The sequence below is a fragment of the Streptomyces sp. NPDC087215 genome (genome assembly GCF_044744885.1).
In the GTDB taxonomy this organism is placed as follows: Bacteria; Actinomycetota; Actinomycetes; order Streptomycetales; family Streptomycetaceae; genus Streptomyces.
Genome location: NZ_JBIUZD010000025.1, coordinates 1 through 14,204 on the forward strand (window position 1 = coordinate 1; position 14,204 = coordinate 14,204).

Annotated in this window: 11 protein-coding genes; 4 read left to right on the forward strand and 7 right to left on the reverse strand. The window is 69.8% G+C overall.

Annotated features, from left to right (window positions below):
• Window positions 1–1,365: 1,365 nt before the first annotated feature.
• From ACIO92_RS32945 to ACIO92_RS32965, 5 genes are all read right to left on the reverse strand, one after another.
• Window positions 1,366–2,904 (reverse strand): helix-turn-helix domain-containing protein, encoded by a 1,539-nt coding sequence (locus ACIO92_RS32945; protein WP_402284081.1) that lies wholly within the window; start codon window positions 2,902–2,904, stop codon window positions 1,366–1,368.
• Window positions 2,905–2,919: 15 nt separating this feature from the next.
• Window positions 2,920–3,252, reverse strand: a complete 333-nt coding sequence (locus ACIO92_RS32950; protein WP_402284079.1) for a hypothetical protein — start codon at window positions 3,250–3,252, stop codon at window positions 2,920–2,922.
• 707 nt (window positions 3,253–3,959) lie between these two features.
• Window positions 3,960–5,258: an MFS transporter gene (locus ACIO92_RS32955; protein ID WP_402061289.1), complete on the reverse strand. Its 1,299-nt coding sequence runs from the start codon at window positions 5,256–5,258 to the stop codon at window positions 3,960–3,962.
• Window positions 5,259–5,274: 16 nt separating this feature from the next.
• Entirely contained in the window at window positions 5,275–5,814 is a 540-nt protein-coding gene (locus ACIO92_RS32960) for a carboxymuconolactone decarboxylase family protein (RefSeq protein ID WP_366446265.1), read from the reverse strand.
• 320 nt (window positions 5,815–6,134) lie between these two features.
• The gene (locus ACIO92_RS32965; protein WP_366446266.1) at window positions 6,135–6,980 is read right to left on the reverse strand and encodes a serine protease; all 846 of its coding nucleotides are present in this window, start codon (window positions 6,978–6,980) and stop codon (window positions 6,135–6,137) included.
• 724 nt (window positions 6,981–7,704) lie between these two features.
• Between ACIO92_RS32965 and ACIO92_RS32970 the strand changes: the two genes are divergently transcribed.
• The 3 genes from ACIO92_RS32970 to ACIO92_RS32980 all read left to right on the forward strand — a co-directional run bounded on the left by ACIO92_RS32970 (window position 7,705) and on the right by ACIO92_RS32980 (window position 10,141).
• Window positions 7,705–8,595 carry a S41 family peptidase gene (locus ACIO92_RS32970; protein ID WP_402284076.1) on the forward strand — a complete coding sequence of 297 codons (891 nt, stop codon included), beginning with the start codon at window positions 7,705–7,707 and terminating at the stop codon, window positions 8,593–8,595.
• A 138-nt stretch (window positions 8,596–8,733) separates the two neighbouring features.
• Entirely contained in the window at window positions 8,734–9,249 is a 516-nt protein-coding gene (locus tag ACIO92_RS32975; RefSeq protein ID WP_402284074.1) for a putative immunity protein, read from the forward strand.
• Between the two features lie 292 nt (window positions 9,250–9,541).
• On the forward strand, window positions 9,542–10,141 hold the full coding sequence (locus tag ACIO92_RS32980) for a choice-of-anchor C family protein (RefSeq protein ID WP_402284071.1): 600 nt from the start codon (window positions 9,542–9,544) through the stop codon (window positions 10,139–10,141).
• A gap of 518 nt (window positions 10,142–10,659) precedes the next feature.
• Here the strand turns inward: ACIO92_RS32980 and ACIO92_RS32985 are convergent.
• Together ACIO92_RS32985 and ACIO92_RS32990 are read right to left on the reverse strand one after the other, a co-directional pair.
• Window positions 10,660–11,982, reverse strand: coding sequence for an aminotransferase class V-fold PLP-dependent enzyme (locus ACIO92_RS32985; protein ID WP_402284068.1), 1,323 nt, complete (start codon window positions 11,980–11,982; stop codon window positions 10,660–10,662).
• Window positions 11,983–12,365: 383 nt separating this feature from the next.
• Window positions 12,366–13,598 carry an MFS transporter gene (locus ACIO92_RS32990; protein ID WP_366446271.1) on the reverse strand — a complete coding sequence of 411 codons (1,233 nt, stop codon included), beginning with the start codon at window positions 13,596–13,598 and terminating at the stop codon, window positions 12,366–12,368.
• 91 nt (window positions 13,599–13,689) lie between these two features.
• Between ACIO92_RS32990 and ACIO92_RS32995 the strand changes: the two genes are divergently transcribed.
• Complete coding sequence (locus ACIO92_RS32995; protein ID WP_366446272.1) at window positions 13,690–14,157, forward strand: helix-turn-helix domain-containing protein; 468 nt, start codon at window positions 13,690–13,692, stop codon at window positions 14,155–14,157.
• Window positions 14,158–14,204 lie beyond the last annotated feature (47 nt).

Below are 14,204 nucleotides of genomic sequence, written 5' to 3' on the forward strand. Positions count from 1 at the left end.
GCACGCGAAGGAATAGCTACCGAAATAGCTACCAGGGAATCAAGCACATCATTACCGCAACCACTTGAAACTCCCTTGAAACCCACATGAAGACCCACCCACCCGGCACCCCACACCCACCCGCCACCCGGCACCCGGCACCCGCCACCCGCCACCCGCCACCCGCCCACCAACGGGTCCACCAGCCTCAGGTCAAGGAGGAGACGGACCCGGCCCGGATGATGCACGAGGGCGTGGTCCCGCAGTTCCACCGGCTCGGCAAGGAGGCCGAGGCCGACTTCGCCAAGGTCTGGGTGCGGGTGGACGGCAAGCCCATGCAGTGCCAACTGTTCACGCTGCGACTGCCCTACTCGGCAAGGCCGTTCGTCAGGTCCTCTCCGCGTCGGGTGAGGAAGCCTCCGTACAAGGCCACGCGGACGTCTTCGTATCCTCGGAGGCGGCCCGAGCAGGCACCTCCGTTACGACGACCTCAAGTCGGCGGTCTCTCAGGTCTGCTTCAGCCGCTCGCGGGTCGTCGCAGAGGTGGGAGACCTTTTCCGCTCACACCACGGCTTCGGCACACTGCCGCCCCGGCAGGGAAGACACCCACGAGAAGGGCGGCCTCGAGCACGAGGGCGGTCGGTTCCGCCGCTCGCACCTGGTCCCGATCCCCGACGTCGACACACTGGGCGACCTGAACGCCAGGGCCGAACAGATCGAAGTGGCCCAGGACGCCCGCCCCATCGGCCACCGGCCCACGTTGGTCAGCTTCGACTTCGACCACGAGGCCTCGCTGCTATAGCCAGTTGGGCCAGCCGAAGGTGAAGAGATAGGTCCGGCGACCTGCGTACAGCCCCCGGATGCCGCGAAGAAGCATGACCACCAGCGCGACAGAACAGCGCGGCAAAGGATCCAGCCACGAGGGCTTCCGACGACGGGCCCTCGAACAGGCCCAGAACCACACTCGCCACGGCGACGATCCCGAGGCCGAAGTCCGCAGCAGGCAGATCGGCTCTCATCGCCTCTCGCAGAGCCTTACTCGATGCCCGCGTATCAGAGACATGGCGTTCCCGCACCGCCTCCGGATCAGTGGCGGGCCCCTCGGGCCACCGTTCCAACGCCATCCCCCGGGACCGTTCGAGCAGAGCCTAACTCCTGGGTCACGCGTCTCGCGGTGCCGCGGACCGCCATCCGTACCCGACCGGCTCCGTCTCAGGACACCCGCGAACCGTCACCCGATCGAATGGAGGCGCACCACGGGGCCGCGCTTCGGGGTGATGGGGTGGCGATGCCGCCGACAAGGTCGTCGAGCTGACGTGCGGCACGGTGCGAGCCCATGGCCTCGCGGGCCTGGAACTTTCCGAGGTCGATGTTCTTCTGTGGCCTCTATCGCTCCTCCCCCGCCGTGTCGGTCCCCGCGGTGTAGAAGTCTTTGACCTTGACCTCGGTGACCCCACGGCCTTCGGGGAAGACACGGCGCCAGTCGCCGATGACATGGAGTTCGTCGGTGCCCATCACCCGTACGACCGCGAGGCCTTCGTCATGGGCCTTGAACGCCTTCATCCAGAGGTTGGCGAAGGCCTGCGAGCGGATGATGTGCATCCAGTCCGGGCGGTAGAGCTCCCTGTTGTAGTTCGACTCCCCCATGGTGGAGACGAACTTCGAGTACATGGCCTTCACGTACTCCAGGGTGACTTCGTCGCCGGTGGCGATGGCGGTGTCGCGGGCGTCCTTGAGGGCGATCCGGAATTTCTCCAGCAGGTTCTCCGAGGCTCCGGAGGTGTAGGACTCGTGGATCTTAGGAGCCTCGCACAGCCCGTACTTCGGGCTGGACAGGCGCAGCAGGAGACGCAGGGTGGGTTCGGTGACCCACAGGGGCCCGGGTTCGTCGCGCTGGCCGATCGGGTTCGGCAGGCAGGAGTCGTGCTCCCAGTCGGGCGGGGTGATCAGATGGACTCCGGCGCGGCGGCGGTCGTGGGGCAGCCCAGTGGAGTGTTCGAGCCGGCCGAGCGGCAGATGGGTCTTCAGGGCGGACAGGTAAGCGCCGTTGATGTCGAGCGCAGTCACCTCGTGGAGGCCGGGGGGCAGCCGTGTACGGGTCCATTTCGGACGGGCTTCCCAGATCTGGTCCGCGCCCCGGGATGTCTGCTTCTTCAGGATGTCCGGGATCCAGGGGTGGGCGACCACGTCGTAGCGGGCACCTCTGCGGGTGTCGTCCAGCAGCCGCATCGCGTCCGGGATCGCTCTTTTCAGCAACGCCGCGGCAGCGCCTTCCACATCGCCGTGGTGCGCGGCGAGTGCGCCCTCCACCGCCTCGTGAATCAGGTCCGTGGGACCTGAAAGGTCCTGGAACGCCCTGCGGGCCGGGCTCTTGGCACGCACCGCCTCACTCTGCGACGGCTTCGGATCCGGGGTGGGACGCGCGGTGACCGGGGCCGGCGGCTCCTTGGCCGTGGTGTCCTGGCAGTCCGCTGGATCCAGGTGCTGGGCGAAGCCCGCGACCCGCTGCCCGGCCGGGCGGCCGCACAGCACACACGGCTCAGGCACGGCGAGCGACTCCACCTCATCGCCGCCCCCGGGCCCGTGGAAGGCCACATCCGCTGCCGTATCCGTGTGAAGTGCCGTCGGCGCGGCCGCGTCGGCCTCTTCTGCGCGTTCCAGCACGGTGTCGGTGTCGGTGTCGGTGGTGAGTTTGGCGTTCAGTCCGTCCAGAAGGTAGGCGTACTTGTTACGGACTTCACCGGCCGGGTTCCGGCCCGCTTCCCAGCCGCTGACCGTGGAGGGGCTCACTCCGAGCGCGCGGGCCACCTGCGCCTTGGACAGCTGGGCCCGTTCGCGCAGCGCGCGGCGTACCTCGGGGGCAGGGAGGTCCACCTGCGGGCCGATGGAGGCGAGGAGCGAGTCGATGGCTTCGAAGTCACCCACCGGGCCACCCCCTTCTCAGATGTAGGTGACGGGATTACGGGAGAGGTGAGGGCTCTTGGTGGCGTGACCGACCCGGCCGTCGCCCCGCAGCAGTTCACCCAAGAGGGCGTAGCGGTTACCGCGCTTGGAGATCCCGGTGATCTTCGCGATGGCGAGGACGATGCCCTCGGTGTTGATGATCTGCGCCTCGTCCTGGGACAGGGCACGGTCGGCATTGAACTTCCAGATGCCTCGGCCTGCCTCCCAGGCCTCGTCCTCGCTCATTCCGGGGCGCCAGCCGGTGGTCGACCGTCCGAGCCCGTCGTCCGGGCCCGCCTCGCGCTCAGGCCCGATCCGGATCTGCAGCACTCGCCCCACCTCCCGGAAACCGGACTCCACGACTTGCTGTCACACCACCACTCAAGCGTTTAACTTTACAACAAGTTAGAGAGTATCTGACCCGGTTGACTCCGACACAACTTCGACACCGCCCTGAGTCGTCCGAACGTCGCCCGCATCGCCCATCTCCTGGCAGACAGGAACCTGCGCGCGAAGACGGGCACGTCAGTCGGTGCACCAGAACCCACCCGTCCCGGCCACGGTCACCCGGTCGGCTCGAAGAACCGACAGCCCGCCACCCGATATGACGTCGGACGCGTCCTCGCCACCGGCGCGCCCTGCATCCGGGCCGCCCACCACAAGGTCGGCACGGAACCCGGGCTCGCCGGATAGGCCATGTCAGGGCGGCCCTGCCCTGCAGCTATCCCGAAGGTCGGACTGAGCAACGACACCGAGGAGACCCTGGGGATCTGGGTTGAACCATGAGGTGAGGACTACTGGATGAAACCCCAGGAGAAACTCACGATCGTCACGGACACCCCCAAGGGCGCCGACCCCGACGAAGCACCGTTCGAGGTCGTCTTCCACGACCAAGGCGCCGGCGTGTGGGGGAACACCGGCTACGGGTCGACCGTCCACGACCATTCGGGGAACGAGGTCGGCTGCGGGCATCAGCGTCCCATCGAAATCCTGCGTGCCTGGGCCGAAGCCTCCGGGGCTGCCTCTTACGGAGGCGGTCAGCGGAGGAGGGTGAGGGCGGGGCGGTCGGGTGCTGTCGTTTCGGGGCGGGGGGATCGTGCGGTGAGAAGGGCCGCGGGCCAGCTCAGGAGGACCGCGGTCATCACGCCGACGATGAACCAGCCGTCGGCGTCGTGCTCGGCCGCGTAGGCGGCGAGGGCGGGGCCCGCTCCACCCAGGACGGCTCCGGTGACCGCGTGGGGGAGGCCCACGCCCAGGGCGCGTACCTCCGGCGGAAAGATGTCCGTGAGCAGTCCGGGCAGGACGGTCGTGACGCAGACGAGGTAGACGACGCCGGAGCCGTAGGTGAACAGCAGGCTCGCGAAGCCGCCGGTCATCGTGAGGTACGAGACGGATCCGGTGACGGTGAAGAGAACCCCGGCCGCGAGCAGCAGACGGACGGGGCCCATCCGGTCGGCGAGCAGGCCGATCGGGACGTTGAGCAGCAGCATGGTGGCGGTGGCGGTCATCACCGCCCAGAACATGGTGCCGGGCGGGGCGAGTCGGCTTCCCAGGGCGGGGACGACCGAGGTCCAGGTGCCGCCGACTGCGGCGCTGCCCGCGACGAACAGGACGGCCAGCAGGACACCGCGCCGGTGGACGCCGAGGATCTGCCGCAGGGAGCCGCGGTCACGGCGGGCGCGGACCTCCTGCTGGAAGACCTCGGTCTCGGCCAGGCGGGTGCGCAGGACCAGCAGGGCCAGACCGAGAATGCCTCCGATCAGGAACGGTACGCGCCAGCCCCAGGCGTTCATCGCGGCGGGGCCGAGGGCGGCGGTCAGACCGCCGCCGAGGAGCGAGGCGGTGAAGGCACCGGCGCACGTGGTGAGCGAGAACAGGCTGCCGTAGGTGGCCTTGCGCTTCTCGGGGGCGACTTCCATCAGATAGGTCGTCGCGGCGGGCCATTCACCGCCGTGGGAGATGCCCTGGGCCATGCGTGCCAGGAGCAGGAGGACGGGAGCGAACAGTCCGATGTGCGCGTGGCCGGGGGTGACACCGATCAGGAGGGAGCCGCCCGCCATGAGGGAGACGGCCAGCAGCAGGGCGGGACGGCGCCCGCGCCGGTCGGCGTAGCGGCCCAGGAGGATGCCGCCGAGGGGACGCATGAGGACGCCGGCGCCCAGGACGGCGAGGACGCCGAGGAGCGAGGTGAGGGAATCGTGGGAGGGGAAGAACTGGGCGGCGAACAGGGGAGCGAAGAGCCCGTAGGCGAGCCAGTCGAAGGACTCGATGAAGTTGCCGACGACGGTGGCGGTGACCGCTCTTCGGTGGACCTTCTTCGGGGAGTGCGCAGGCATGGTGGCCGTCTCCCCTTCATAAGGAGGCGGTGTAGCCGTGGGCGGTGATCCGTCGGCCCGCCTCCTCGTAGTAGGCGGGCTCGGCGGGCAGCGCGGTGGCCAGGCCGCTGACGTAACGGTTGTACATGGAGAAGGCGGCCGCGATGAGGACGGTGTCGTGGATGTGGGTGTCGGTGGCGCCCTCGGCGCGGGCGGCGGCGACGGTCTCGTCACGGACGGGGGCGGCCAGCGCCTGGACCTCGGCGGCGATCCGCAGGAGGGAACGCAGCAGGGGTGTGACGGGGGCGGTGGTGGCGTCGTGCTGGACGGCCTTGACCAGGTCGGCGCCGCCGTCGAGTTGAGCCGCGGCCGCCGCGCCGTGGGTGTCGGCGCAGAAAGGGGTGGCGTTCAGCTCCGACACGTACGCGGCGATCAGTTCGCGTTCGCCCCGGGACAGGGGCGAGTCGCCGCGCAGCAGGGCGTCGGCGAGGGCGTTGAGGGGGGCGGCCGTGTCGGGGCGGTAGGTCATCAGGCCCCTGATGCCGGGCAGGTCATTGGAGATCTGGATGTGCGGCACTGGTCGTCCCCTCGGTCGGGAGAGATGTCGTTTCCTCATTGTTGGCATCCGCGAGGCGGGGGCCAACTCCTCGCGTGCGGAGCTGTATCGGCGGTCAGTGGCGGAGAGTGGGGCTGGTGGGGCGGAGCTGCCACCGGTGGACGTCCGCCGACGGCGTTTACGCGCGCCCTCTCGGCGAAGGCTTCCCGGTCGGCGTTGAACTCGTTCCTCTCCCGGAGCAGGAACGGGCGCACCGAACTCGTCACCGGCGGGCCCGGCGAACGAAACGGCCGGGATCCCGTGCGAGACCCCGGCCGTGGCGCAGGAGAGGGGAACGGAAGTTACGGCTTGGGCAGTGTGCAGCCCGCGCGGTTCAGGTCGATGACGTTCCCGGGCGCGATGCACGGGACGATCGTGTAGGTGTGCTGGGCGTAGTTGATGCCCTGGCGGACCGTGACGGCACCGTTCTGGTCGACCTCGCACGGGTTGTTCAGGGTGCAGCTTCCACCGCTCTCGTTCCCCGTGTTGTTGACGGCGACCACCTTGCCGGTGGTGGTGTCGATCACCGGCGAGCCGGAGGTGCCGCCGATGGTGTTGCAGGACGAGGTGTAGCGGACCGAGTCCTTCCAGGTCCACTCGCCCTCCTTGAGGCGGTAGGCGAACCCGTCGACGTTGCAGCTGTAGGTGCGCTTCCAGTATCCGGAGACCACCGTGATCGCCGAACCCTGCGTCGGGCGGACGTCGTTGAGGGTGAGCGCGCCGATCCCGTACTGGCTCTGGATCTGCTGGTACGTCTTGGTCAGCCGGTAGATCGATATGTCGGTGTCGGTCATCGTGGCGTACGCGATCCGGTTGGCCTGGAGCGTGCCGACCTTCGTGGCGGCCGAGTTGAGCAGGGAGAAGGTGCGGCTGGACGCCCGGTCCTTGATGACCTGTCCGGCAGTGGGCATACCGGTCTCCAGGCAGTGCCCGTTGGAGAGAACGAGCGCGGGGTCGGTCGGCAGGGAGCTGGGCGCGCGGACGACGGATCCTGAACAGTTGCTGAGCGCGACCGTCCCGGCGAAGTCGACGGCGGTGGGCGCCACCGCCTTGGCGGGCGCTTCCTGGGGTGCGGAGGCCAGGGCCGGTGCGGCGGACATTCCCGCCAGGGACAGTCCGAGCAGGATGCCGACGAAAGGCTTCTTCATGTGGGGGGTCCCCTCTTGATTCTCTCTGCCGAAGGCGCGACAAGAGATCCTATTTTTGTCATGCACATTCTCGAAATATCTTGTGCGGCTGGCAAGAGGGCGTCCTGGACCGCACTGGCCGTGGATGGCGTGTCACCGTCCTCGAACGGACCTCCGCGCTCACGGGCATCGGTGCAGGAGCGTGGACGAGCGCGGGACGCCGTGACCGTGCGCACTTCGGCGGGTGGTCTGCGCGCCGACGCCGTACTGGCTGCGGACGGCATCCGCAGCGCGTTCCGAGGGGCGGTTCTTCCCCGGTCGTCGCGGGTTGGGCCACGCCGGGGAGAGCGTTCGGCGCGCGGTCCTGCCGGGGACGGGTCCGCCGCCCCGGCGGGCTTGCCGGGACCTGGGGCGGGGCGAGCGGTTCGGCATCACCATGGGGGCTCTTCTTCATCGCCTGCGGCCTCCTGATCCTCACAGCGGTCCGCCACTCCCCCGGTCTCGTGCGGCAGCGCACCGTCTCCGGACGGATCGCCCGCCGTCCTGGCGGCATCGGCCCTCCTGCTGCCCCTCCACCAGTTGTGCCTTCGCCTTTTCCCTTCGCGGGGCGGTCTCCGCCGCTCGCACGAGCCCGTGACGGCAGAGGGGTCGTCACGGGCGTCGGACGGTTCATGGGTCAAGCGGCATGAGGATCAGAAGATTAATCCGAGCGCCCACCGCCGCCCGGCGCCTACGCTCACCGACCATGCCCACCAACGCAGAGACCATCAGCCTCGCCCTGGACCGGATCACGGCCGGATACGTCTTCCCCCAGCGCGCGACGGAGATCGACAGCGCGATCCGCGGCCGCCTCGCCAGCGGGGTGTACGACACACTGAGCGGGCCCGCGCTCTGCGAAGCCGTGACCGGACACCTCCAGGAGGTCTGCCCGGACAAGCATCTGCGGCTGCTCTGGCGGGACGAGCCGCAGTCCACGGACCCGGTCGACGAGGACGGGGGCCGGGCGGCCTTCCTCGCCACCCTGAGGACCGAGAACCAGGGCGTCCGCCGCTTCGAGCACCTTGAGGGGAACATCGGCCTTCTCGACATCCGGCGGATCGCCGACGCGGGCGAGGGTGCCCGCGCGATCGGCGCGGCCATGGAACTGGTCGCCCACACCCGTGCGCTCGTCCTCGATCTCCGGAAGTGCCGGGGCGGCTCGCCCGAGGGCGCCGCCATGTGGTGCAGCTACTTCTTCCCCGACGACCAGGTGCACCTCAACGACATCTACGAGCGCTCCACCGGGGCCACCCGCCAGTACTGGACCGCGTCGCACCTGCCCGCGCCGCGCTATCTCGACCGCCCGGTGTACGTACTGACCAGTGCCGTCACCTTCTCGGGCGGCGAGGACGTGGCGTACACGCTTCAGGCGCACGGGCGTGCCGTTCTCGTCGGTGAGACGACCCGTGGCGGCGCCCACCCGACCGCCCGGCACCCGGTGACGGAACACATCACCGTCACCGTGCCGACCGCCCGGACGATCAACACCGTCACCGGGACCAACTGGGAAGGGGTCGGCGTCGTGCCGGACCTCGCCACGACGGCGGACCTGGCGCTCGACGTGGCGCACAAGGACGCGCTGGGACACCCTGCGTAGAGACCCTTGTCCTCCGGGGACCGCCGTTGCGCGCGGATCCGGGCGCGGTGGCCGACGCCGAGCCGGGCGGGCCGTACGACACGCCGATGTGGCGGAGCCGATGTGGCGGAGCCGATGTGGCGGAAAGGAAGACCGGCCATGATCCTCCCGAAGGTCAGGGACCCCCGGTTCGTGACGATCCGCCGTGGCGGGACCCTCACGGATCCGGACCATCACCTCCTCTCGCTCTGGGCGGCGGCTTGCGCGGAGCATGTGCTCGATCTCTTCGAGACTGTCAGGCCCGAGGACCCGCGCCCGCGTCAGGCGATCGAAGGCGCCCGTGCCTGGGCACATGGCGAAATCAGGATGATGGAGGCCCGCGCGGCAGGCGGCCACGCCATGGGCGCGGCCCGTGATCTGCGGGGCGCGGCCCGGCACGCGGCTTACGCCGCAGGTCAGGCCGGGGTCGTCGCGCATGTCGCGGCGCACGAACTCGGTGCGGCCGCCTACGCGATCAAGGCCGTACGCGCTGCCGCTCCGGCGGAGGCGAGCGAGGCCGCGGGGCGCGCCGAGTGCCGGTGGCAGCGGGACCGGCTCCCGGAGGAGATCCGCGAGCTGGTCCTCGACGACCAGCGGCTGCGGAACGACGTCTGCTGGTCGGTGTTCGACTGCTGAGTACGGGGCGGGCGGGCGCCGAACCGTACGGGACTGGTCTCCGGCGGCGGCCCCGACCGGGTCGGCCGTGCGGGTGTCGTGGCCGGAAATCATCGGAATTGTGGGCGCCGCGCTTGTCGGCGTGCTCGACGCCGTGGGTCGCACCCGCTCGCGGGAGCGCGTCCGGCGCGTTCATGATCCCGCGCCCCGCCGCGCACTTCCGCGCGCCTGATCACCAGCCCTCCCCCTCGCTCCGTGTCTGCCGCGACGCTGGCCGTGTCGTACGAGAACTCACCCTCTCCAGGAGGCAGTCATGGCAGTCTCTCGTTCCTCGCTCGTCGCCGCGGTCACCACGGCGCTCCTCGCGGCCGGTTCGGTCGTGGTCATGGCGACCCCGTCGGCGGCTGCGGTGAGCCGCTTCGACGACGGCAGTTTCGAGTACCCCACGGCTCCCGCGAACGCGTTCTCCACTGTCGTCGCGGGGCAGTCGATCGGACCGTGGAAGGTCGTCTCCGGGTCGGTGGACCTGATCGGCGCCGGGTTCTGGCAGGCGGCCGAGGGCGACCAGTCCGTCGACCTCAACGGCACCCAGGCGGGCGCGGTGTCCCAGACCTTCTCCACGGTCGCGGGGCGGACGTACACGGTGACGTACGCGCTGGCATCCAACACGGCGGGCGGACCCACGGTGAAGACCGGGAAGGTCCTGGTCGACGGGCAGAACTTCCAGGACTTCTCCTTCGACTCCACCGGCAGGACGCCCGCCGCCATGGGTTACGTGCAGCGGCAGCTGACGTTCGTGGCCAACGCGGCGACGACGACCCTCGGGTTCGCCAGCACGGTGCCCGGGGCCATGGGTCCTGTCGTCGACGACGTCCGCGTCACCCTGTGCCCGCCGTGTTCCTGCGCCGAGTGACGCCCCGGCGGATCTGAACGGGGCCGGTGTCCCCTCCGCGCCGGTCCGTCGCCTCGGTGGTCGTCCGACCCGGCCACCGAGGCGGTTCCGATTCCTCCTCCTCGGGAGAAGCCGAGGCCCTCGGTCCGCTCGTCCGTGAGGTGTCGTCCAGGCGGTGCGGTCAGGTCCGGGCGCGGCATCTCGTCGGTCCGGCCGCTGTCAGTCCCACCAGCCGTCGCCGAGGCTCCGGTACGGCTCCGGGAGCACGACGCCGTTCTCGGCCTCCCCCGCCGAGACGGCGTCGTAGCCGAGAACGGCTCCCGCCATTCGGGCGCGGAACGCCGATCGCAGGGGTTCCAGAGTGGCCTCGTCGGGCTGCGCTGAGTCCACTTCCGCGGCTCGGGGCCGGGGTTCTCGCCGCGAACGGCTTCCGTGGCGGAAGGCTCCGGCCGACGCGGGCGGGCCGTGCTCGACGGCCTCTCCCGAGGTGTCGAGCACGGCCCGAAGGGGTGCGGGACCCCCCGCTTCCGGCACCGTTCTCAGGCCGCGGCCCCGGAGCCCTTCAGGGAGCGGATGACCCTCAGGGCCAGCTCGATGTCCTCCGGGGAGTTGACGATGCCCGCCGACAGCCGCACGTGGGGAACTCCGTACGGCGTGCTGTTGGCGATGACCCGGTTGTCGCGGAGGATCCTCGCCACGTCCTGCGGGTCGTAGCCCTCCACGTCGAAGGTGACGATGCCCGCGGACACCTCGGGGTCGAGCGGTGTGTGCAGCGTGACGTGGCCCATCTCCTCCAGACCTTCCTTGATCTGGCTGTTCAGCTCCGCGATCCGGTCCTGGATCCGCTTGCGGCCGATCTGCCGGACGAAACGGAACGCCTCGGCGGCGGCCCACTGGTGCTCGTACGAGAAGAATCCGCCGGGACTGACCCATGCGGCCTCGGTGGGGCCGGAGGGACGGCGGTCCTGCCGCCAGGCGGCGGACGTCTCCTTGCTCATCAGGCTGGGGATGGTCGGCTGGAGGAGCGCCCAGTTCTCCGCCTTCGCCCACATGATTCCCGTGCCGCGCGGTCCGAGGATCCACTTGTGGGTGCCCGCGGAGAAGAAGTCGACGCCCATGCCCGCGACGTCCTCGTCCGCGACGCCGAAGCCGTGCACGCCGTCGACGACCAGCAGGATGCGGTCCTCCTCGTCGCGGTCCCGGTTCAGGTCCGCGATGGCGTCCGCGACCCTGGACATCGACAGCCGCACACCGGTGTTGGAGTGGACCCAGGCGACGCCGAACACCCGGGTGTGGGGGCGGACGGCGGCGCGGATGCGGGCGATGGCCTCGTCGGTGGAGAAGTCGCGCGAGGACTCGTAGAGCGAGATGGCGCGCATCGACGCGCCCCATTTCTCCGTGGCGAGGCGGATCGACTCGTGGTGCGGATAGAACTCGTGCGTGGTGGTCAGCACCTCCTGGCCCGGCTTCAGCCGCAGGCCGTTGTAGGTCAGCGCGAGACCCATGGTGGTGCTGCTGGTGAGGGCGATCTCGTGGGGCTGTCCGCCGACGTATTCGGCGGCTTCGGCGCACACCGCACGCCACAGTTTGTCCTCGTCGCGGCCGAACATGTTGTCGTCGAGGAAGCTGTGCGGATTCTCGTCGAAAGCCCGCCGGTAGTTCGTGATGGCGTCACGGACGGGAGTCGGGTTCGAGGCGAGATAGAAATTCGAGAGATGGACGAGATCGGGCGAGAGGAGGAACTGTGCGCGGACGGACTTCCAGTCCTGCGGGTCGAACGGCTGGGGCGCGGTCTGCCGCGCGGCGTACGAGGAGTCCTCGACGCCGGAGTCGGCCGGGCCTGCGGGGTACGAAAGAGACACAGTTGCTCCTCGGGTGCGCGGTCTGGAGTTGCCTTTGTTCCATCGGGTGGAGCCGCGGGAAAGCTCTTCTGCTGTTCTTCGCTGCTTCTACGATTGCTTTTGCGGTTGCTTTTGCGGTTGCTTTTGGAGCTGTTTTTTGGGCTGTTTTCCCTGCCGCTTTTGCGGTTGCTTTTACTGAGGACCTTCGCGGCTCCTCAGCGAGATTATGTTGCACTCGTTCGAGCGTCAAGGCGTTCATTCGGAACTCGGAATTCAATTCGCCGACTTCGTTTCGTCCGCTTTCCGGGCGCGCCGAAAAAGCCCTTTCGGGCTCCGGGCCGCGCGGGCCGACCGGGGTCCGAGAGTTCGCGGGGAACTCCCGGACCGTTCGCCGGACGGTCGGTCTAGACGGTTTCCGCCTTCTGCCGCTCCCCCTGGCCACGGCGTGCGCCGGACGCATCGGAGCGGGAGCCCGGGGACCTGGAGGCCCGGCCGCCGTCGACGGCCCAGACGATCAGCGCGCAGGCCGCGAATCCGGCACCGAGCAGACTCGAAGCGCCCCATCCGTAGGAGGTGAAGACGGAGGTGGTGGCCGCGGCGCCGAGGGCGGAGCCGAGCGAGTAGAAGACCATGTAGCCGCCGATGACGCTGCTGGTCCGCTCCGTGTGCGCGCTGGTGAGCAGGTGCTGGTTGCTCACGTGCACGACCTGGACCGCGAAGTCGAGCACCACGATGCCGACGATGAGCAGCCACAGGGACCAGGGCAGTTGCGCGATCGCGGCCCAGGAGACGATGAGCAGGGCGAGCCCGAAGCCCGCGATCGGCACCGCCCGTCCCGCGTCCGCCCACCGTCCGGCGCGGGCTGCGCCCAGCGCCCCGGCGAGCCCGGCGACGCCGAACAGTCCGATCTGGCTCTCGCTCAGATGCCACGGCCCGTCCGTCAGCGGCAGGGAGAGGCCGCTCCACAGGGTGCCGAACGACGCGAACAGGAAGAACGCGATGAGGCCGCGCGTCAGGAAGAGCCGGTCCCCGAACAGTCCGCCGAACGCGACGACGGCCTGCCGGTATCCCGCGGGCCGGTGCGAACGCTCGTCGGACGGCAGGACGCGCAGAACGACGGCCGCGAGCCCGAGCGCCAGCACCCCGAGCACGAGGTAGATGCTGCGCCAGCCCCACTGCTCGGCGAGCAGCCCGGTGACGACCCGCGCGCCCAGGATGCCCACCACCACGCCCGAGGTCACCACCCCGATGTTCCGCCCGCGCTCGGCGGGCGGTGAGACCGAGGCGGCGTAGGCGACCGTGGTCTGCACCACGACCGCGAACATCCCGGCCAGCGCGAGCCCCGCGAAGGCCATCCACGCGGCCGAAGCGGCGGCCGTGAGCACCAGGCCGGCCGCGGTGATCACCAGGTGCACCGCGATGAGCCGCCGCCTGTTGGCGACCACGTCGCCGAGCGGCACCAGCAGCACCAGGCCCACCAGATAGCCGAACTGCCCGATCGAGACGATCCACCCCAGGTGTCCCGCCGACAGGCCGAGGCTCTCGCCCATCGGCGCCAGCACCGGCTGTGCGGCGTAGACGCTCGCCACCGCCACACCACACACGATCGCCAGCAGTAACCGTCGCCAGACGTCCATCGCACTCCCATCAAAAAATGAGTAGCAAAGTGAAACTGATTCGACCGTAGGGCATGATGGTCTCAAATCGCAACTCATCACAGGAGGTGTCATGCCGCGCTCCTCCACGGGCGCCCCGAGCCCCGCCTGGACCGATCCCGACTGCCCTGTAGCCCGCACCCTCGATCTCGTAGGCGACCGGTGGAGCCTCCTGGTCATCCGGGACGCGATGGACGGGGCACGCTCCTTCACCGAGTTCCAGCGGCGCACCGGCATCGCGCGCAACATCCTCAGCGACCGTCTCCGCAAGCTGGGCGCCCACGGGCTCCTCGCCCAGCGGACCGCCTCCACGGGCCGCCGCCTGGAGTACGTGCTCACCGACAGCGGGCGCGACCTCTTCCCCGTGCTCCTCGCGCTGCGCCAGTGGGGAGAGCACCACGCCTTCGATCCCGGCGAGCCCCGCTCCACCCTGGTCGACGAGCGGGGCGTCCGCGTGCCGGACATCGCGCCGACCGGCGCCGACGGTGCCCCCCTCACCGCCGACACCACCCATGTGCGCAAGACCGGCGGCGACCGATGAGGGGTTCGCCGGGGCGGTCGCCGAGGTGGACGCCCGGATGACCGCCT